This window comes from Rahnella victoriana (assembly GCF_004330295.1).
Classification (GTDB): Bacteria; Pseudomonadota; Gammaproteobacteria; order Enterobacterales; family Enterobacteriaceae; genus Rahnella; species Rahnella victoriana.
Map to the genome: position 1 here is coordinate 38,071 of NZ_SJOJ01000002.1, position 20,840 is coordinate 58,910.

Consider the following 20,840-nt stretch of genomic DNA (forward strand, 5'->3'; position numbering starts at 1 on the left):
CGTTATAACGTAGTAATGATTAAGAGAATTAAGATTTGAATTATCAGTTGATCACCACCAATGACGCGCTGGAGCAGGTTTGTCTTCAGGCAAAAGCGCACAGCAAAATTGCGCTGGATACCGAATTTGTCCGCACCCGCACTTACTACCCGCAACTGGGTCTGATCCAGTTATTCGATGGCGAACGGCTCACGCTGATCGACCCTTTGCCGATCACCGCCTGGCAGCCTTTTATCGATTTGCTGGTTAATCCTGATGTGATCAAATTCCTTCACGCGGGCAGTGAAGATCTGGAAGTGTTTCTGAATGCGTTTGGTGTGATGCCTTCGCCGTTGATTGATACGCAGATCCTCGCCGCGTTCAGCGGACGCCCGCTGTCCTGTGGTTTTGCGCGTCTGGTGGCCGAAACCACGGGTGTTGAGCTGGATAAAAGTGAATCGCGCACCGACTGGATCGCCCGCCCGCTGAGTGAAAAACAGTGTGTGTATGCGGCGGCTGACGTGTGGTATTTGCTGCCGCTGGCTGAACAACTGATGCGGGAAACAGAAGAAGCAGGGTGGATGGATGCCGCGCTGGATGAATGTCTGGCATTGTGCCGTCGCCGCAGCGAAGTGCTGCAACCGGAGCTGGCGTATCTGGAAATCGGCAACGCCTTCCAGCTGCGTCCGCGTCAACTGGGTTGTCTGAAGTTGCTGGCGGCATGGCGTCTTAATCAGGCTCGTCAGCGTGATCTGGCCGTTAACTTTGTGGTACGCGAGGAAAACCTCTGGCAGGTGGCGCGCTATCAGCCGACATCACTGGGCGAGCTGGAGGCACTGGGGCTGAGCGGCCCTGAAATCCGCTATCATGGACGTACGTTGCTGGCGCTGGTGGATGAATCCAATGCACTGGATGAATCAGAGCTGCCTGCACCTATTTCGAATCTGATTGATCAGCCGGGTTACCGTAAAGTCTTCAAGGATATCAAAGCACTGATCCAGACCGTCAGTGAAGAGAGTAAGCTGAGTGTTGAGTTGCTGGCTTCACGTCGTCAGATTAACCAGTTGCTCAACAGCCACTGGAAGTTAAAAGATAAAGAAGCGCAGCCTGAATTAATCAGCGGCTGGCGTGGAAAATTGTTAGCCGAAAGATTGAATGCCATTCTGAGCAATTATTGATTTCTTTTTCCTCAGCGGGGGATTAGCCATCAGGTCGTGATAATAAGAGCGGGTAATTCCCCGCTCTTTTTTTATTCAGGCTTCTGAAAATCTGCACTTTGAAGAATTAATTTCAGTAACTCAGGATAAAAAGCAGGGAATTAAGCCAGTGTAGGGATATTAATTTCCAGCCTGAATGAGATGAGTCTTAATCAAAATTTTCACGAATAGATGAAAATAAACGAATAATAGATCCGTTTAATGGTTATATATACAGTGGTTATTGGCGGTAAGGAATAATACGCGAAGGGAAATCAACAAAAAGTGAGTGGCCCCCTGAGGAAACAGAGGGCGCTATTCTGAAAAAAACACCTGCAAACAAGGCAAATAGACTGCTGTCATTTAGGCGCTTCTTCCGACTCTGGCAGGGTGACGTTAAGTTCCAGTACGGAAATATCGTCACCTTTTTGCTCGAACTGAACCTGCAACATTTCGGGGTCAATCTTAATATACTTACAGATGACCGCCAGAATGTCTCGTTTCAGATCAGGCAGATACGATGGTTCACTATCCCCTCGACGCCGTTCGGCTACGATGATCTGTAGCCGTTCCTTGGCTATATTGGCTGTCGATTTTTTGCGGGACAGAAAGAAATCTAACAATGCCATGGTTTATCCCCCAAAAAGGCGTTTCAGGAAACTCTTCTTCTCTTCCTCAATGAAACGGAATGCACGTTCTTCCCCAAGCAGGCGGCTGACAGTATCGTCATACGCTTTCCCTGCATCGGATTCCTGATCCAGAATGACCGGCTCGCCCTGGTTGGACGCACGCAGCACAGACTGATCTTCAGGGATAACCCCGATCAGAGGAATACGCAGGATTTCCAGCACATCTTCCATGCTCAGCATGTCGCCACGGCTGACACGTCCAGGGTTGTAACGGGTGAGAAGCAGATGTTCTTTAATAGGCTCTAAGCCCTGTTCCGCACGGCGGGATTTTGAAGACAAAATGCCCAAAATGCGGTCGGAGTCGCGAACGGAAGACACTTCAGGGTTGGTGGTGATCACGGCTTCATCGGCGAAATACAACGCCATCAGTGCGCCGGTTTCGATACCCGCAGGGGAATCGCAGACCACGAAGTCAAATTCCATTTCGGCTAAATCGTTCAGGATTTTTTCCACGCCTTCGCGGGTCAGCGCATCTTTGTCGCGCGTTTGCGAAGCCGGAAGAATAAACAGGTTTTCGGTGCGTTTATCTTTGATAAGCGCCTGATTCAACGTGGCATCGCCCTGGATCACGTTAACGAAATCATAAACCACGCGGCGCTCACAGCCCATAATCAGATCGAGATTACGCAGACCGATATCGAAATCGATAACGACGGTCTTTTTGCCTTTTTGAGCTAAACCGGTAGCAATGGCCGCGCTTGAAGTGGTCTTGCCAACGCCCCCTTTACCCGATGTAACAACTATGATGCGTGCCATGAATGGATTCCTTGTCAAAAGGGCTTAGTTTAAAGGTTGTATGGTTAACACATTATTTAACAGGCTGAGGCGCGCTGCCTGACCGAGGTAATCAGTCGGGATTTGATCACTCAACCAGTATTGCCCTGCGATAGAGACTAGTTCAGCGCCTAAATGCGTGCAAAAGATCTGACAATTTGCATCGCCTGCGGCACCGGCCAGCGCTCTGCCTCGCATCATGCCGTAGATGTGGATATTGCCATCGGCAATCAGTTCCGCACCTGCGCTGACACTGTTGGTCACGATGAGGTCGCTGTTACGGGCATAAATTTGTTGGCCGGATCTGACCGGGGTACTGACAATGCGGGTTTTGGCCGGGGCATTGTCGGGCACGACAGGAACCGGTGGCTCTGCGGCGATTCGCTGGGCACGACCTTCACTCAGCAGCGGTAAACCGGTGCGGGAAAGTGCGCGTTTTTGCGCTTCATCTTTGCAACCACTGATGCCAACAACGCGAAAGCCTGCAGAAGCGACAGCCTGTTGAATGTCTTTCCAGTTTGCTTCACCGGTCAGTGAGGCAACGTTGATAACAACAGGGGCATTTTTCAAAAAGGCTGGAGCTTGCTCCACTTTTTCCTGTAATGCCTGATAAATAACCTCAGGTTGTGAACTATGTAAATGAACAACCGATAAGGTAAAACTGCTGCCTTTTAGTTCTATTGGCGATTGTGACATCTATCCTGACTCAGTCTCAGCAACTCTAAATCCCCGGAATACCACTCGGGGGGCGATATTCCGATGTACGATAAGCATGTTATAGTTACAGTTATATCTAGGCAAGCCACCGTTTCAATAAAATAGAGTTAAAAAAATGCTTTGTGTGATCTATAGAAGTACTAAACGCGACCAGACTTATCTGTATGTCGAAAAAAGAGACGATTTTTCCCGTGTGCCAGAAGAATTACTCAAAGGCTTCGGTGTACCTCAGTTCTCCATGATGCTCAATCTGGCCGAACGCGAAAAACTCGCCACAGCCGATATTGTCAAAGTGCGTCAGTCGCTCGAAGAACAAGGTTATTATCTGCAGGTTCCGCCGCCGGCAGAAAGTTTATTGAATATCCATCTGGGTGATACCTCTAAATAACACATTCCTGACATTTGTTTCGGCAATTCTCGAACTTTCAGACGTCATGACTTGCATTCATCGTTGTCGTGCTCAAAGCTTACAACGATGAATCATTTGCAGAAGTCAAAAGGAAGAAATTGATGAAATTGTCGGCACTGGCCGTGTTAACACCGCTGATCATTCTGAGTGGTTGTGCAGCACAAAAAGCATCCTCCGGGCAAACGCCCGCACCGTCAGCCACCTCCACCCAGACGGCGGCACCTGCCGCCACCTCAGGCAAAACGTCACTGGCCGAACAGGGACGTGACCCTGCCGAGTTCCCGGCCTATGCCGAACAGCTTAAAGCCCAGGCGCTTTCACAAGGCATCAGCCAGCAAACCATCGACAGCACCTTCGCTAATCTTCATTTCGTTGATCGTGTGATCAATTCCGACCGCAATCAGCTCGAGAAGAAAGTGACCCTCGACGATTATCTGACCCGCGTTCTGCCTGAATGGAAGATTAAACAAGGTCAGGAACAGCTTCAGAACAATTTGCCCGCGCTGACCAAGGCCAGCGACCGTTACGGCGTGCAGCCACAGTACATCGTGGCGCTGTGGGCGATGGAAAGCAGCTTCGGCAAAATTCAGGGTAAAGAAGACGTATTCTCCGCCCTGGCCACGCTGGCGTTCGAAGGGCGTCGTGAAGCGTTCTTCACCAAAGAATTCATGTCGGCGCTTAAGATCGTCGATTCAGGAAAAGCCAGCAGTGACATGATGAAAGGTTCCTGGGCTGGCGCAATGGGGCAGTCGCAGTTTATGCCGAGTTCCTATCTGACTTACGGGGCTGACGGCAACGGTGACGGCAAAATTGATATCTGGAAAAACACTGACGACGTATTTGCCTCGACGGCCAATTACTTAGCAAAAGAAGGCTGGAAGGGCGATCAGGGCTGGGGTCAGGAAGTGAAATTACCGGCTAACTTTGATGGCACTCTGGCGGGACTGAAAAATAACCAGATGCATCCGGCCAGTTACTGGCAGCAATTGGGCGTGACGCAAGTGGACGGCACCCCTCTGACGTCAACGGCGACCCGCGCATGGGTTATCACACCGGATGATACGCAGGGGCGCGCGTTCCTGGTTTACGATAACTTCCGTACGATCATGCACTGGAACCGTTCAACCTATTTCGCATTGAGTATCGGCATGATGGCGGATGGCATCATGGGCGCGCAGACACCGCTGGCTTCGGGTGATACTGCACCGGCTCAGACCACACCTGCGCCCTTAGCGCCAGCGCCGCATAATCCGTTTAGCGGCTGATATTCCTCATACAAGGAGTAGCTGTATGTATCAACACAGAGACTGGCACGGCGCATTACTGGATTTCCCGGTCAATAAAGTGGTGTGCGTCGGCAGCAATTATGCCGATCACATCAAAGAAATGGGGGGGCAGAAGGCGGCGGAACCTGTTTTATTCATTAAGCCGGAAACCGCGCTGTGTGATTTCCGCCAGCCTGTCGCGATCCCGAAGGATCTGGGTTCGGTACATCATGAAGTGGAACTGGCTGTGCTGATCGGAACGCCTCTGAAACAGGCGACGGAAGACCGCGTTGCCAATGCCATTGCCGGTTACGGGGTGGCGCTTGACCTGACGTTGCGGGATTTGCAGTCGACGTTCAAACAAGCCGGACAACCCTGGGAAAAGGCCAAGGGGTTTGACGGCTCGTGCCCGATGAGCGGATTTATTCCGGTGAGTGAATTCGGTGATGCACAGCAGGCTGAGCTGCGTTTGGAAATCAACGGCGAAGTGCGTCAGCAAGGCAATACCCGCGACATGCTGACGCCGCTTTTACCGCTGATCGCTTATATGAGCCGGTTCTTCACACTGCGTGCCGGTGATATCATTCTCACCGGGACACCGCATGGCGTCGGCCCGTTAAAAGCCGGTGATGAAATCTCAGCTACACTTAATGGTAAGCAAGTTTCCACTCGCGTGATTTAGCGCAACGTTGCAGGTCGCCGGAGCGGATTTCCGGCGGCTTTGCTTGCATCTGTTCGCCAAAGCGTCTATATAAGCACCCTCATTTTATTTATACCGGATGCACACTATGACTGAACCCGCTTTTTGGCAGCACAAAACGCTGTCTGAAATGACTGACGAAGAATGGGAAGCATTGTGCGACGGCTGCGGACAATGCTGCTTACATAAGCTGATCGACGAAGACACCGATGAAATTTATTTCACCAACGTCGCCTGTAATCAGCTCAACATCAAATCCTGTCAGTGCCGCAACTACGAGCGTCGTTTTACGCTGGAAGAAGATTGCATCAAACTGACCCGCGAAAACCTGACCACTTTTGACTGGTTGCCGCCCACCTGTGCGTATCGCCTGATCGGTGAAGGCCGCCCGTTACTGCCGTGGCATCCACTGCTGAACAAAGCGTCTAAATCCGCCATGCACACCGCGCAGATTTCCGTGCGCTATATTGCCGTGCGTGAAGACGACGTAGAAGACTGGCAGGATCACATTATGAATAAGCCTAGCTGGGCGAGATAAGCGTTTTATTCCCTGTTTCGCAAACAAAAAGCCCCGGCAATTTGCCAGGGCTTTTTTCATGCTCGTCTGAGTTTAAATTTCTGAGTCCGGTCGTATACCGTTCAGGGCGTTCAGCGCATCTGAATCCAGTTCAGGATCCGCTTTATCAATCAGACGTGTCATGTCTATCAGGGCCTGAAACTGTTCAAATAAAATTTTGGCATCAGATTTAAGCACTTCATCCGCCGAATCCAGCGCAGAGTTAATCGCTTTATTCACGCTTTCGATGATTTCCTGCGGCCCGCCATTTTTCCCGACAGTCAGAAATACGGCACTCAACAGAAGTGACTGCGCTTCTACCTGTGCGGTAAGTTGTTTGGAATCGGCTTCCATCCGGGAGATTTTTGCAATCATTCCTAAGATGATATTTTTCATTTGTCACTCCTGCAGATCGAAAGGGTTGTGCCTTATATTTCTACGCCAGGTTCTGAAAACTGCATAATCATATTTCGTTAAACTGAGAGGCCCCTGATGAGACCGCTCAGTTTGCCGCAAAACACATCAGGCATCCGGATGGTTTTTGCCTTCCTCGATAAAATCTTCATCGATGACATCAGTGTTGTTCTGATGGTCCCGGCCTGAGAGGATATTCCAGCAGGCAATGAAGAGGGCAGCAATCAACGGGCCAATGACAAAACCGTTGATGCCATACACTTCCATACCGCCCAGGGTGGTGACCAGAATCAGATAATCCGGCATCTTGGTGTCTTTACCGACCAGCAACGGACGCAAGACATTGTCCACGATACCAATCACCACCACGAAGAAGACCACAATAAAGATCCCCTGCCACAGCATCCCTGAAGCAAAGAAATAAATCGCTGCAGGAACCCAGATAATCGCTGAACCTACTGCCGGAATGATGGACAGGAAAGCCATCAGCGCGCCCCACAGCAGACTGCCATCCAGCCCCGCAATATAGAACGCCAGCCCGCCCAAAGCCCCCTGTACGACAGCCACAACGACCGTACCTTTGACGGTTGCGCGTGACACTGCCGCAAACTTCATAAAAAGGTGATGTTTGACATGACGGGACAGCGGAAGGGCTTCCAGCGTCAGATTGACCAGATACGCACCATCCTTAATCAGGAAGAACAGGATGTAGAGCATAATGCCGAAGCCCACGACGAAGCTGAACGTGCTCTTACCGATGACAAAGACGCTTCCCGCCAGATACTGACTGCCCTGCATAGCCGCATCGGAAAGCTTCTTCTGGATCTCCGCCGTGCTGTCCAGATCGTGATCTGTCAGGAAATGCCGCGCCCATCTTGGTAAGTGATGGATGAAATCCGAAAGAACGACGGGCAGCTGGGTTTCATTGCCCTGAAGTTTGGTGTACACCGCGTTGAATTCAATCGCCAGCGAAGACGTAATGATCGCCAGTGGAGTAAAAACGATCAGGCAAATGACCAGGACGGTTATCAGCGAAATAATTCCGTTACGGTCACCTACATACTGTTTGAGCCTGTTTTTAAGCGGGTTAAAAATAACCGCCAGAATAATCGCCCAGAGTACGGAAGAATAGTAAGGCCGTAATACATCAAAAAAAGCCAAAGTCACGATGAGAAGAATCGCGATGAAAAAACCTTTTGAAAATCCTTTAACTACCATAATTGTTCCTCAGATGATCCTGTTGCCCTCGTAGCATAGAGCGCATTACTGAATTTACAAATAAAGAACAGTTTTTTATGAAGAGGCTGTGGCTGTCATATGGCGTTCAAACGGGCATAAAAAAAAAGCGCCCTGAGGCGCTTTCTAAACGGATTGCCCGGGCCTAATTAACGGCCGAACAAATCGCGGCGTTTCGGTTTCACGAACTGAGAAATCAGCACCAGAATCGCGATCACCATAAACACGCTGAAAATCACGACCAGCCACTGTGGCATACCCAATGACAGGAATTCCCACTGTTTTTCTGCGCAGTCACCGTTGGCGATAAACATCCACGGGAACCATTTATCCAGTGGCAACCAGGTCGGAAATCGTGCGGCGAAATCACAGGTCGCGAACGGTGAAGGGTGGAGCTGAATCATGGTGTGTTCCCATGACAGGCGGATCCCTTCGTAAGCGCTGTAAATCCATATCAGGATACCGGCATAACGCAACCAGGTTGAAGGCGCAATCGCACCCACCAGTCCTGCCAGCAGAATACCCATCAACGCGCAGCGCTCATAAATACACATGACGCACGGTTTTAGCAACATCACGTGCTGGAAATACAACGCTACCAGCTCCAGAGCCAGTGCGGTTAGCGCCATCAGAAGCCATGCACCGCGTCCTTGTGAGCAGCGGTTAAGATATTGCAACATAGAAAAATTTTCCCTGCAGTGAGCAACTGGTACGCAGTGTAAACCAATTGCACACTGCTGCCAGCCTGTCTGAATAAATATTCGGTAAATAATTACGATAAATCGGACAATTCGACTTTAACTTCAGTAAATCTCTGAATCAGTGTGCGGGCATCACTTCACTGACCGGTGGCAAGCTCAGCCATCCCATGTCGGTGTACCACTGCGTCATGTCCGGCAGCAGATACTGAACGCACAACAAGCCAACCAGCGTCATGACCACCGTGTAAGGCAACGCCATCCAGACCATTCTGCCATAGGAGAGGCGGATCAACGGGGCGAGAGCCGAGGTCAGCAGGAACAGGAATGCGGCCTGACCATTCGGGGTGGCAACCGACGGCAGGTTGGTGCCTGTGTTAATCGCTACCGCCAGCAGCTCAAATTGCTTCAGGTCGATCACGCCGCTCACCAGCGCAGATTTCGCTTCATTAATATAAACCGTACCGACAAAGACATTATCTGATACCGAAGAAAGCAATCCGTTGAAGAGATAGAACAACGAAAGCTGATTCGACGGCGCGGCCTGCAACACGAAGTGAATGATCGGGCTGAAAAGATGTTGCTCGACGATCACGGCGACGATGGCAAAAAATACCGTCAGCAGGGCGGTGAACGGCAGGGAATCCTGAAAGGCTTTACCGATCGCATGTTCATCGGTGACGCCACAAAACGCGGTAGCAAAAATAATGACGGTCAGTCCGATCAGGCCGACTTCGGCCAGATGGAAGGCCAGCGCGATAATCAGCCATACACCGATAACAGCCTGAATGACCAGTTTAATGCGTTCCTGTTTGGTATTGTTCTCACTGTTTTTTTGATCATATTGCCTGAGCACTTCAAACACGGGCTGCGGCAGTTGCGCGCCGTAGCCAAACCAGCGGAAACGTTCCACCAGGGCACACACGATAAAGCCGCAGAAAAACACGGGCACGGTGACGGGGGACATACGGATGAGGAAATCCACAAACTGCCAGTCCGCGCTTTTGGCGATAATCAGATTTTGCGGTTCGCCGACCATCGTCATGACGCCACCCAGTGCGGTACCGACACCGGCATGCATCATCAGGCTGCGTAAAAAGGCCCGGAATTGTTCCAGCACCGCGGCATGTTGCTGGCTGCCGGTAAACGAACTGTCGTCATCAACAGCGTCTTTTTCAGACTGGTTTGAGGCAACGTTGTGGTAAATCGTATAGAAACCCACGGAAACACTGATCACCACGGCGATCACTGTCAGCGCATCGAGGAAAGCGGATAAAAAGGCGGCCGCAAAACAAAACGCCATCGACAGGGCGATTTTATTGCGCAGGTTTAACAGCAGCTTGGTGAACACGGTCAGCAGCAACTGCTTCATGAAATAGATGCCTGCCACCATGAAAATCAAAAGCAGGATGACTTCCAGATTGGCCGAAATCTCTTCACGGATGCGCTCTGCACTGGTCATGCCGATCATCACGGCTTCGATAGCCAGCAAACCCCCTGGCTGAAGCGGATAGCATTTGAGTGCCATGCCCAGTGTAAAGATGAACTCAATGACCAGCAGCCAGCCCGCTAAAAACGGACTGACAAGAAAGAAAACCAGCGGATTAATGATCAGGAAAGCCAGAATAGTAATCTTGTACCAGTTGGGTGATTGACCCAAAAAGTTTCTGATGAATGCACGACTGAAGGTAGTTTCCATAGTCCCCAAAGATCCTTTATAAGTAATTTATAGATGTATCAAAACGATAGCCCAGTTTATTCTTCCGGCCAAAAATTTTCACCGCAAAAGACGAGGCAATCACATGCGAAGAAATGTGAAATTCTGCCAACCCCTGCACAGTTTCAACATTAGTTCCGCCGGAGCGCTATAACAGGCGATTTTCATCTGGTATGATGAGCTGAACTATATCCCTAATAAAAGTCCCACACGGAACGACAAACACATGGTTATTAAGGCACAAAGTCCTGCCGGTTTTGCCGAAGAGTATATCATCGAAAGTATCTGGAACAGCCGATTCCCTCCGGGTTCAATTTTGCCTGCTGAGAGAGAACTTTCAGAACTCATTGGCGTGACCAGAACCACATTGCGTGAGGTGTTACAGCGACTTGCCCGGGATGGCTGGTTGACAATCCAGCACGGAAAACCGACGAAAGTGAATAACTTCTGGGAAACGTCGGGGCTGAATATTCTGGAAACCCTTGCGCGCCTCGATCACGACAGCGTGCCGCAACTGATTGATAATCTGCTGTCAGTCCGCACCAACATCGCCACCATCTTTATCCGCAAAGCCATGCGCACCAATCCGGAAGAAACCCAACAGGTGCTGGCAAAAGCCGCTGAAGTCGAAGATCATGCAGAAGCGTTCACCGCGCTTGATTACGGTATCTTCCGTGGTCTGGCCTTTGCTTCCGGTAATCCGATTTACGGCCTGATCATCAACGGCTTGCGTGGGCTTTATACCCGCGTCGGACGCTATTACTTCTCCAATCCTGAAGCGCGTAAACTGGCGATCAGTTTCTACAAGAAACTGTCAGATATCTGCCACGAAAAAAGCTACGAGCAGATTGTGGATTGCGTGCGCAATTATGGACGTCAGAGTGGTGAAATCTGGCACAGCATGCAGAGCGCGATGCCCGGTGACCTGACTGAACAAAAGCATCGTTGAGTGTGAGACAGACAGATATCAGAAAGGGCGCTTAGCGCCCTTTTTTACTGGCTGAAAACGGCGCGGGTTAGAGTGGAGCGGGGCGCGGCGGGCAGCGTTCGAGCAATTCAACGCTGCCGTCTTCATTAAGCTGTTCGATGAACACATCGAACCCCCACAGACGATGAACGTGTTTCATGACTTCACGACGGCTCTTGTCCAGCGGCGCACGATCCTGCGGTATGTAACGCAGGGTCAGCGAGCGATCCCCGCGCAAATCCACATTCCAGACCTGAATGTTCGGTTCGTGATTACTCAGATTGTACTGCGCTGATAACTCCTGACGGATGGCGCGATAGCCTTCCTCGTTGTGGATCGCGGCGATCTCGAGATAATTATTGTGGTCATCATCGAGCACGGTAAACAGACGGAAATCACGCATCACTTTTGGCGACAGGAACTGACTGATAAAACTCTCGTCCTTGAAGTCACGCATCGCGAAGTGCAACGTATCCAGCCAGTCGGAACCGGCAATGTCCGGGAACCAGTAACGATCTTCTTCGGTCGGTTCCTGACAAATACGCTTAATGTCCTGCATCATGGCAAAGCCGAGCGCATACGGGTTGATCCCGCTGTAATAGGGGCTGTTATACGGCGGTTGATACACCACATTGGTGTGGCTGTGCAGGAATTCCAGAATGAAGCGGTCGGACACTTTCCCTTCGTCATACAGATGATTCAGGATGGTGTAGTGCCAGAATGTGGCCCAGCCTTCATTCATGACTTGTGTCTGTTTTTGCGGATAAAAATACTGACTGATTTTACGTACGATACGCAAGATCTCGCGTTGCCAGGGTTCCAGCAGAGGCGCATTTTTTTCCATGAAATACAGCAGGTTTTCCTGAGGTTCAGACGGGAAACGGCGCGCCTGTTCCGGTGCGTCCACGCTGTCTTTACGTGGCAGCGTTTTCCACAGTGTGTTTACCTGACTTTGCAGATATGCCTCGCGACTTTTTTGTCGGGCGAGTTCTTCCTGCAGGGAGATTTTTTGCGGGCGTTTATAGCGGTCGACACCGTAATTCATCAGCGCATGACAGGAGTCCAGCAGGCGCTCCACTTCATCGACACCGTAACGTTCTTCGCACTCACTGATATAACGTTTGGCGAACAGCAGATAATCGACGATGGAACTGGCGTCAGTCCAGCTCTTAAACAGGTAGTTGTTTTTGAAGAAAGAATTATGTCCGTAGCAGGCATGTGCCATCACCAGCGCCTGCATAGTAATGGTATTTTCTTCCATCAGATAAGCGATACACGGGTTGGAGTTGATGACGATTTCATACGCCAGACCCTGTTGCCCGTGTTTATACAGCTGTTCGGTTTCGATAAATTTTTTACCGAACGACCAGTGAGTGTAATTGATCGGCATGCCAATACTTGAATAGGCATCCATCATTTGCTCAGAAGTGATGATCTCGATTTGATGCGGATACGTTTCCAGCCGGTACGACTTGGCTACCCGGTCAATCTCTGCGAGATAGGTTTGCAACAACTCAAACGTCCAGTCCGGTCCATCGCTAAGACGTTTGTCCTCAGTTTTTTGCTTTTGGGTCACTGTCGTCATAAGCCGCACCCTCATTAGTTATGGACGCTACAGAGTGTTTGATTCACAACCTTTTCTTAAGATTTCGCACGTCCATTGATAATCGTAGCTCAATCTGAGTGTGCCGTTAGATAAACACCATGAATCCCTTCTTTCACAAATCTATATCCTTATGACCGGGACCTGTCAATCGTCGAATAAAAGAGCAGACAGCCCGGTCACAACGAGATACGGATGACAGTTTTCACAGACGTTGGATTTTCCTCGTTTCACCTGACCTTTATAAATACCCGGTCTGCCATCATCACCTCTTCCGTCACTCCCTGAGGTAATATCACGGGTAGCACGCTTTATAGCGTTTAATGCTAATTTAACCCTTGTATACAAGAATAATGCCCTGCAACGGAAGGCGCTTTCTTATCGGAAGGGGTGGGTGACTTCAATGAAGTCAATGCTGTCAAAAAACCATAAATTTCTCCTCCATCAGACGTAATGTTGCGGGATATCGTTATTTATTTATGACTATTGAAATAAATCTCGTCATGAACGATAAATAAATGTGAAATACCTCACGGTTATGCGTGCCTGTGTTGGTGATTTTTCTCAGTCAGGTTAATTTCCTGTCATCAGAATATTATGCTTTGTTTTGTCGTGGAGTGGAGTCGATATGCGTGTGGTGATTTTAGGCAGTGGTGTGGTCGGTGTCGCCAGTGCATGGTATCTGGCTAAAGCGGGTCATCAGGTGACGGTCATTGATCGTCAGTCAGGCCCGGCAGAAGAAACCAGCGCAGGGAATGCAGGACAGATCTCACCTGGCTATGCCGCGCCGTGGGCGGCTCCGGGCGTGCCGGTGAAAGCCGTGAAGTGGATGTTTCAGAAACACGCGCCGCTGGCAATCCGTCTCGATGGCACGCAGTTCCAGCTGAAATGGATGTGGCAGATGCTGCGTAACTGCGACATGGACCACTATCAGACCAACAAGAGCCGCATGGTTCGTCTGGCGGAATACAGCCGCGATTGCATGAAGGCCTTGCGCGATGACACCGGCATTCAGTACGAAGGGCGTCAGGGCGGCACGTTACAGCTTTTCCGCACCGCGCAGCAGTTTGAAAGCGCGGCGAAAGATATCGCCGTGCTGGAAGATGCTGGTGTGCCGTACCAGTTGCTCGAATCCGGCCAGCTGGCCAACGCTGAACCTGCCCTGGCGCAGGTTGCACACAAACTGACGGGCGGATTACGCCTGCCTAATGATGAAACCGGCGATTGCCAGATGTTTACCCGCAAGCTGGCGGAAATGGCGCGTCAGGCCGGGGTGGTTTTCGAATTCAACCGCACGGTGGATAAACTGCATGTGGTAAACGGCGAAATCACCGGCGTTCAGTGCGGCGAGGAAATAGTGAAAGCCGATGCGTATGTGGTGGCGTTCGGGTCGTATTCGACCGCACTGCTGGCCGACCTGGTTTCGATCCCGGTTTATCCGCTGAAAGGGTATTCACTGACGATTCCGATTACTGATCCGGCATCGGCGCCGGTATCAACCGTACTGGATGAAACCTATAAAATCGCCATTACCCGCTTTGACGATCGTATCCGCGTCGGAGGCATGGCCGAGATAGTCGGTTTTAACCTGAAACTGGCGCAGGCTCGCCGGGAAACGCTGGAAATGGTGGTGAGAGATCTCTACCCGAATGGCGGCAATATCGGGCAGGCCACGTTCTGGACGGGGTTACGGCCGATGACGCCGGACGGCACGCCGATTGTCGGGCGCACGCGCATCAGGAATTTGTACCTCAACACCGGCCACGGCACGCTGGGCTGGACAATGGCCTGCGGTTCCGGTCAGTTACTCTCGGATATTATGTCCGGCGTGACGCCCGCCATTCCTTCCGATGATTTATCGGTCGAACGCTACAGTCCAGGCTTTATCGCGCATCCTGCTGGCCCGCACAGTATGCATCCTGTGCGCTGAACCTGCCGTTACTCTTCGCCCGTGCAGCAGTGCACGGGCACGACTTTTCAATAGCCGGAGCTGGTATGCCTCGCCCGATTTCAGCCACATTATCTCTGTCCGCGTTAACTCAAAACCTCAATATCATTCGCGGCTTTGCGCCGGAAAGCAAAGTCTGGACGGTGGTGAAAGCCAATGGCTACGGCCACGGTATTTCCCGTATCTGGCGCAGTTTATCCGCCACCGACGGATTTGCGTTACTCGATTTCAATGAAGCCATTTTGCTGCGCGAGTCTGGCTGGCAGGGGCCGATATTTTTGCTCGAAGGGTTTTTTAGTGCTGCGGATTTACCGCTGGTAGCGCAATACCGCCTGACCACCGCCGTGCACAGCGAATGGCAGATCCGCGCACTGGCGGAGGCGCAATTCAGCCAGCCGGTAAACGTTTATCTGAAGGTGAACAGCGGCATGAACCGTCTGGGTTTTGCACCTGAGCGTACGACTGCCGCGTGGCAACAATTGCGTGAACTGAAGCAGGTGGGTGAGATCACCCTGATGAGCCATTTTGCTACCGCCGACAGCGTGGAAGGCGTTGATGCCCAAATGGCTGCCGTGAATTTCGCAGGGCAACATATCAGCGGCCCGCGATGCCTGGCGAACTCCGCTGCCACGCTCTGGCATCCGCATACCCATTACGACTGGATCCGTCCGGGCATCATTGTGTATGGCGCGTCGCCGAGCGGGGACTGGCAGGATATCGCTGATACCGGGCTGCAACCGGTGATGACGCTGAAAAGCGAACTGATCGCTGTGCAGGAACTCAATGCCGGTGCGCGGGTGGGCTATGGCGGCCGTTACAGTGTCACGCAAGCGCAACGGATAGGCGTGGTGGCCTGTGGCTATGCTGACGGCTATCCGCGCCATGCGCCTACCGGTACGCCGGTCTGGGTGGATGGCGTACGAACCACCACGGTGGGGACCGTCTCCATGGATATGCTGGCGGTGGATTTAACGCCTTGCCAGCAGGCGGGGATTGGCTCACCGGTTGAATTGTGGGGTAAAAACCTCCCGGCAGACGATGTGGCGACGGCAGCCGGTACGCTGGGCTACGAACTGCTGAGTGCGCTGGCACCCCGCGTACCGGTGACGACCATCGGATAACAAAAACGTATTACTTTTCCAGACGGGTCAGGCGACCCGTTGAAGTCTTACTGGCACGCCGCGCCAGCATCGCCAGACATCCTCCTGCCAGCATCACCAGCGCCAGACTCAGTTTTGGCTGCAACGGTAATGCCATCGCGATAAAACCGAGTAACGCGCCGCCTGCCATCTGCACCGACCCAACCAGCGCCGAGGCCACACCCGCTTCACTGGAAAACGGTTCGAGTGCGTAACTGGTAGCCGGACCGACCAGAAATGCCAGACCGGCACAGGCGCTCGCCACCGGCAGCATGTACAGCCAGGTTGCCGTCTGCTCAGCAGGCGGAACCAGCGTGATACCGGCAATCAGACCGAGACAACCGGCAAACATCAGAATGCCGCCCGTCGTCAGGCACACCGGACGGCCCACTTTATGGATGATGCGGTTGGAGATAAAACTCACTGCCATAATCCAGAAACCGTTCGCGCCGAAAACCAGGGAAAACTGCAAAGGCGTCAGCCCGGCAATATTCATCAATACGGTCGGCGCCAGCGAGACATAAGTCAGCGCCATGCCCATTGCACCGGCGTTGACTAAGGCAAAAGTAATGAACCGGGCATTAAACAAAATGCGTGCGTACTGACGAAACGGCAGGCCATTGTTGGTCTGAGTACCGGCAGGGCGGGTTTCCGGCAGTTTGATTATCACCAGCAGCAATACCGCCAGCGTATAACCGGCTAACGCCCAGAAAGGCGCACGCCAGCCATAATACTGTGCAATCAGCCCACCGATCAGCGGTGCCAGCGCGGGAATGATGTTCAGCGTACCGTTAAGAAAGCCATAGGCACGGGCCGCATCGTTACCATTCATCCGGTCACGTACGCCACTGAAAACCACCACCGACGTACAGCACACCGCCAGCCCCTGAATAATACGGGATAACAGAAACATCCACGGCGCGACGGCGGTTGCGGCCACTATTGCACCGGCCAGATAAACCACCACACCGATAATCGCGATCGGGCGGCGGCCAAATTTATCCACCAGCGGACCGGCCACCAGCTGACCGAGGCCCATCACCAGAATGAATAGCGAAATCGAGGACTGAATGACCGCCTCGGTACTCTGTAAACCGAGCGCAATGGCAGGTATCGCGGGCAGATATAAATCAATACCCAGAGGGCCGAGCAGCACCAGGCTCAGCAACAGAAAAAGAAACTTTTGCATTGAAAACATCACTGTCAGTCATCCGAAAGGACGCTAAGGGTAATGATTTAGTTAATGAATGGAAAGCGGCTTGTGATAAACAGGCGGGACAGGGCCGTGAATAAAAACGGACACCCTGAGGTGCCCGTCTGATGCGAAGAACCGCAGAAATTATATTTTCTGCCAAAAATCGTCGAATACGGTGATCGGCGGACGGCGTTTATGTTCCGTACGCAGATACCAGCCTTCAATAATGGCGGCAGCGTTATCGTCGATTTTCTTGCCTTCAAGATAATCGTCGATCAGTTCGTAGGTCACGCCCAGCGCGGCTTCATCCGGCAAGGCAGGGCGGTCTTCTTCCAGATCGGCCGTCGGGGCTTTGGTATAAAGATGCGCCGGACAACCGAGTTCTTTCAGCAATGCCTTTCCCTGACGCTTGTTCAGACGGAAAATCGGATTGATGTCCGTGCCGCCGTCGCCGTATTTGGTGAAGAAGCCGGTGACCGCTTCTGCTGCGTGGTCAGTGCCCACCACCACGCCTTTCTTCATCCCGGCGATGCTGTACTGGGCTTTCATGCGTTCGCGGGCTTTCTCATTGCCTTTGATGAAATCGCTCAGTTCAATGCCGATTTCACGCAATGTCGCTTCGCTTGCCAGCACCGCATTTTTGATATTCACGGTCAGAACCTGATCCGGCTGGATGAAGGTGATCGCGTCCTGACAGTCGGCTTCATCCGCCTGCACGCCGTAAGGTAAACGCACCGCAATGAACTGATAATCCGCTTCTGTCGTTTCCGCACGTAATTCGCTAATTGCTGTTTGGCAAAGTTTGCCGGTAAGAGTAGAATCTTGCCCGCCGCTGATGCCCAGAACCAGTGTCTTGATGAACGGATGGGCCAGCAGATAACTTTTGAGAAAATCGACGCTGACACGGACTTCCTGTGCGGCATCGATGTGCGGTTTAACGTGCAGAGCCTGAATAATCTCTTGTTGTAAAGCCATGACCACTCCTCCTGAAGGCTGCCTTCGAGGAACCCGAGGCAAAAATAAGACGTTATCAGGATAAAACTACCCCGCATCGCTCAAAAGGACAAGATTCAGCGACGAGTTCGGCGGAAATCTGTACGCTGCCAGCTCGCAATATTTCGAACGAAAGCGGCAGGAAAGAAGTAAAGTGTGGCGCGTTAAGATCGATTACTGACCCGCATTGAAATAAGAAATCAATGAAAGGAAGTGTAATGATTTTGTATGTTTCTATTGCCGGAAATATATGTCATTCGGAACTATCTAAAAAAGCCGCTTTATTAAGATATCCTGGGCTGAGTGCGTTATATTTGTTGCGGTAGAAATATTTGTATGCATGTGCCATCGAAATGGAGTTGCCAGGCTTGATTAACGGATCCTAATTAATGGCATACATCGTGTGGTTCTAATGTCGTTATTTGCCTTAAGTCTTATTGGGGAAACAAAATGTTTTTTCGGGTTGTACGTCGTTTACCAGCTTGTGCCGTAGTCTGCGGTGCAGCGCTGTTCAGTATTTCAAGCCTTGCAGACACCACAATCTTCACCGCGTTAGATGACCCTGCTCAGGCGAAAAAACCGTTCGAAGGCAACGTTCAGGCGGGTTACAGTGCGCAAACCGGTAACACCAGCAACTCCACGCTGAATGCTGATACCACCATGACCTGGTTTGATACCAACACGGCTTACAGCCTGTGGGGTTCTGCGCGTAACACGTCTTCGTCCGGTGTGCGTTCATCTGAAAAATATCAGGCTGGCGGCCGTACGCGCTACAACCTGGATACCGCGAACTATGTGTTTGGTCAGGCGAGCTGGCTGAGCGACCGTTATAACGGTTACCGTTCACGTACTGTCGGCGCGGTCGGTTACGGTCGTCAGATCTGGAGCGGCCCGGTTCATACGCTGAACCTGGAAGCAGGTCCTGGTGTTCGTCACGATGAGTTCGAACAGGGCGGTAACACCACCCGTGCTCTGGCCTACGGTTCCGGCACTTACGGTTATCAGATCAGCGACACGGCACGTTTCACCCAGGGCTTCTCCGTTTTAGCGAACGACGAAACCACGCTGAACTCTGAAACTGCACTGACTGTGGCAATCAATACCCACTTCTCATTGAAAGTGGCCTATGACGTCACCTACAACACTAAACCACCTGCCAGCGCACCGGATAAAACCGATACCGTGACGTCTGTGAACCTGGTTTACGGTCTGTAATTTTCCCGTCGGGAAATAATGCAAAAAGCCGGAGGAGAAATCCCCCGGCTTTTTTAATGGATTATTTTGGTGCATCGAAACGCGGTAAAAAAACATAAAAAAACCGGCGACAGATTCATCGCCGGTTGTATTTTATTTCGTTCTTAACCGTTTTCAGTTTGCTTATGGAAAAGTTCCCTGAACACCGGATAAATATCTTCCTGTTCCCGGATATGCTGCATAGCGAAATTATCGAATTTCTCCTGCAACACTTCGTATTCACGCCACAGCGTCTGGTGGGCGCGGCGGGTGATTTCGATATAGCTGTAATAACGTACCATTGGCAGGATTTTCTGTGCCAGCAACTGGTGGCACAGAGGGGAGTCGTCAGCCCAGTTATCGCCATCAGAGGCCTGCGCGGCATAAATATTCCACTGCGCCGGGTCGTAGCGTTCCTGAATGACGTCATCCATCAGTTTCAGCGCGCTCGAAACGATGGTCCCGCCGGTTTCCTGCGAGTAGAAGAACTCCTGTTCATCCACTTCTTTGGCCTGGGTATGGTGACGGATATAGACCACATCGACGTTTTTATACGTCCGGCTCAGGAACAGATAGAGCAGAATATAGAAACGTTTGGCCATGTCTTTGGTTGCCTGATCCATTGAACCGGAGACATCCATCAGACAGAACATCACTGCCTGGCTCGAAGGCTCAGGGCGACGCTCATAGTTGCGGTAACGTAAATCAAACGTATCGATGAACGGCGTTTTGGCGATTTTTGCCCGCAACTCAGCAATCTCTTTACGCAGACGTTCTTCTTCCAGCAATTGTGCCGGTTCACTGTGTTCGACCTCGGTCAGCGTCGATTCCAGTTCACGCAGCTCCCGTTTTTTACCCGCAGTCATCGCCGTGCGACGGGCCAGCGAGTTTTGCAAAGAGCGCACCACACTGATATTGGCCGGCACGCCGTTAGACGTGTAACCGGAGCGGTGGGTTTTAAATTCATTCAGCTGTTTATGCTGATTTTTACGCAGGTTAGGCAGCGCCAGATCTTCAAAAAGCAGATCGAGATATTCGTCTTTGGAGATCTGGAATGAAAATTCATCTTCGCCTTCACCGTCCTGGCTGGCATCGCCCTGACCACTGCCGCCACCACCGCCCCCCTGCGGTCGTTCGATGCGGTCATTCTGTACAAAGTGGTCGTTGCCGGGGTGAACACGGTGGCGCAAGCCACCGCGACCCTGATGAAACATGGGCTCGTTGATATCAGCGTTGGGAATCGATACCGATTCCCCGCTGTCTACGTCGGTAACCGAACGCTTGTTGATGGCCTCGGCAATCGACTGTTTGATTTGCGACTTATAGCGGCGCAAAAAGCGCTGGCGGTTCACCGCGCTTTTATTTTTGCCATTCAGCCGACGGTCAATAAAATACGTCATATTTCCCCCAAA

The 20,840-nt window shown here is 51.6% G+C and carries 20 protein-coding genes; 9 read left to right on the top strand and 11 right to left on the bottom strand.

From position 1 onward, the window contains the following. Positions 1–35: 35 nt before the first annotated feature. Positions 36–1,157: a ribonuclease D gene (gene rnd, locus EYY67_RS02015; protein WP_131692703.1), complete on the top strand. Its 1,122-nt coding sequence runs from the start codon at positions 36–38 to the stop codon at positions 1,155–1,157. A 377-nt stretch (positions 1,158–1,534) separates the two neighbouring features. On the opposite strand, the gene minE is transcribed toward rnd, so the two are convergent. The 3 genes from minE to minC are packed head-to-tail and all read right to left on the bottom strand — an operon-like array spanning position 1,535 to position 3,334. Next, positions 1,535–1,804 carry a cell division topological specificity factor MinE gene (gene minE, locus EYY67_RS02020; protein ID WP_095921805.1) on the bottom strand — a complete coding sequence of 90 codons (270 nt, stop codon included), beginning with the start codon at positions 1,802–1,804 and terminating at the stop codon, positions 1,535–1,537. A gap of 3 nt (positions 1,805–1,807) precedes the next feature. Beyond that, a complete protein-coding gene (minD, locus tag EYY67_RS02025; RefSeq protein ID WP_013575324.1) occupies positions 1,808–2,620 on the bottom strand; it encodes a septum site-determining protein MinD in 813 nt (270 codons plus the stop codon). 24 nt (positions 2,621–2,644) lie between these two features. Further along, the gene (gene minC / locus EYY67_RS02030) at positions 2,645–3,334 is read right to left on the bottom strand and encodes a septum site-determining protein MinC (protein WP_095921806.1); all 690 of its coding nucleotides are present in this window, start codon (positions 3,332–3,334) and stop codon (positions 2,645–2,647) included. 136 nt (positions 3,335–3,470) lie between these two features. On the opposite strand from minC, the gene EYY67_RS02035 reads away from it, so the two are divergent. The 4 genes from EYY67_RS02035 (at position 3,471) to EYY67_RS02050 (ending at position 6,267) form a co-directional block, all read left to right on the top strand. Then, a complete protein-coding gene (locus EYY67_RS02035) occupies positions 3,471–3,743 on the top strand; it encodes a YcgL domain-containing protein (protein WP_095921807.1) in 273 nt (90 codons plus the stop codon). Between the two features lie 122 nt (positions 3,744–3,865). Continuing rightward, the gene (locus EYY67_RS02040) at positions 3,866–5,029 is read left to right on the top strand and encodes a lytic murein transglycosylase (RefSeq protein WP_131692704.1); all 1,164 of its coding nucleotides are present in this window, start codon (positions 3,866–3,868) and stop codon (positions 5,027–5,029) included. A 25-nt stretch (positions 5,030–5,054) separates the two neighbouring features. Further along, positions 5,055–5,711 carry a fumarylacetoacetate hydrolase family protein gene (locus tag EYY67_RS02045; RefSeq protein WP_119827196.1) on the top strand — a complete coding sequence of 219 codons (657 nt, stop codon included), beginning with the start codon at positions 5,055–5,057 and terminating at the stop codon, positions 5,709–5,711. Positions 5,712–5,817: 106 nt separating this feature from the next. Continuing rightward, positions 5,818–6,267: a YcgN family cysteine cluster protein gene (locus tag EYY67_RS02050; RefSeq protein ID WP_119827194.1), complete on the top strand. Its 450-nt coding sequence runs from the start codon at positions 5,818–5,820 to the stop codon at positions 6,265–6,267. A 72-nt stretch (positions 6,268–6,339) separates the two neighbouring features. Here the strand turns inward: EYY67_RS02050 and iraP are convergent, their stop codons facing one another. From iraP to nhaB, 4 genes are all read right to left on the bottom strand, one after another. Next, positions 6,340–6,681 (bottom strand): anti-adapter protein IraP, encoded by a 342-nt coding sequence (iraP, locus tag EYY67_RS02055; RefSeq protein ID WP_119827192.1) that lies wholly within the window; start codon positions 6,679–6,681, stop codon positions 6,340–6,342. A 126-nt stretch (positions 6,682–6,807) separates the two neighbouring features. Next, positions 6,808–7,917 (bottom strand): AI-2E family transporter, encoded by a 1,110-nt coding sequence (locus EYY67_RS02060; protein ID WP_131692705.1) that lies wholly within the window; start codon positions 7,915–7,917, stop codon positions 6,808–6,810. A gap of 167 nt (positions 7,918–8,084) precedes the next feature. After that, positions 8,085–8,615 (bottom strand): disulfide bond formation protein DsbB, encoded by a 531-nt coding sequence (dsbB, locus tag EYY67_RS02065; RefSeq protein WP_095921813.1) that lies wholly within the window; start codon positions 8,613–8,615, stop codon positions 8,085–8,087. Between the two features lie 139 nt (positions 8,616–8,754). Continuing rightward, the gene (gene nhaB / locus EYY67_RS02070) at positions 8,755–10,332 is read right to left on the bottom strand and encodes a sodium/proton antiporter NhaB (RefSeq protein WP_095921814.1); all 1,578 of its coding nucleotides are present in this window, start codon (positions 10,330–10,332) and stop codon (positions 8,755–8,757) included. A 244-nt stretch (positions 10,333–10,576) separates the two neighbouring features. Here nhaB and fadR point away from each other — a divergent pair, with 244 nt between their 5' ends. Then, on the top strand, positions 10,577–11,299 hold the full coding sequence (gene fadR, locus EYY67_RS02075) for a fatty acid metabolism transcriptional regulator FadR (protein WP_131692706.1): 723 nt from the start codon (positions 10,577–10,579) through the stop codon (positions 11,297–11,299). Positions 11,300–11,366: 67 nt separating this feature from the next. Here the strand turns inward: fadR and EYY67_RS02080 are convergent, their stop codons facing one another. Then, positions 11,367–12,902, bottom strand: coding sequence for a SpoVR family protein (locus EYY67_RS02080; protein WP_131692707.1), 1,536 nt, complete (start codon positions 12,900–12,902; stop codon positions 11,367–11,369). Between the two features lie 646 nt (positions 12,903–13,548). On the opposite strand from EYY67_RS02080, the gene EYY67_RS02085 reads away from it, so the two are divergent. After that, positions 13,549–14,850, top strand: coding sequence for a D-amino acid dehydrogenase (locus EYY67_RS02085; RefSeq protein WP_131692708.1), 1,302 nt, complete (start codon positions 13,549–13,551; stop codon positions 14,848–14,850). A 65-nt stretch (positions 14,851–14,915) separates the two neighbouring features. Continuing rightward, a complete protein-coding gene (gene dadX / locus EYY67_RS02090) occupies positions 14,916–15,989 on the top strand; it encodes a catabolic alanine racemase DadX (RefSeq protein ID WP_131692709.1) in 1,074 nt (357 codons plus the stop codon). A gap of 10 nt (positions 15,990–15,999) precedes the next feature. On the opposite strand, the gene EYY67_RS02095 is transcribed toward dadX, so the two are convergent. Beyond that, positions 16,000–17,196 carry a multidrug effflux MFS transporter gene (locus EYY67_RS02095; RefSeq protein WP_131692710.1) on the bottom strand — a complete coding sequence of 399 codons (1,197 nt, stop codon included), beginning with the start codon at positions 17,194–17,196 and terminating at the stop codon, positions 16,000–16,002. Positions 17,197–17,346: 150 nt separating this feature from the next. Continuing rightward, complete coding sequence (nadE, locus tag EYY67_RS02100) at positions 17,347–18,177, bottom strand: ammonia-dependent NAD(+) synthetase (RefSeq protein WP_095921819.1); 831 nt, start codon at positions 18,175–18,177, stop codon at positions 17,347–17,349. Positions 18,178–18,645: 468 nt separating this feature from the next. On the opposite strand from nadE, the gene EYY67_RS02105 reads away from it, so the two are divergent. Next, on the top strand, positions 18,646–19,410 hold the full coding sequence (locus tag EYY67_RS02105; RefSeq protein ID WP_095921820.1) for a DUF481 domain-containing protein: 765 nt from the start codon (positions 18,646–18,648) through the stop codon (positions 19,408–19,410). Between the two features lie 143 nt (positions 19,411–19,553). Here the strand turns inward: EYY67_RS02105 and EYY67_RS02110 are convergent, their stop codons facing one another. Beyond that, positions 19,554–20,828: a YeaH/YhbH family protein gene (locus EYY67_RS02110; RefSeq protein WP_119827182.1), complete on the bottom strand. Its 1,275-nt coding sequence runs from the start codon at positions 20,826–20,828 to the stop codon at positions 19,554–19,556. Between the last annotated feature and the right edge of the window lie 12 nt (positions 20,829–20,840).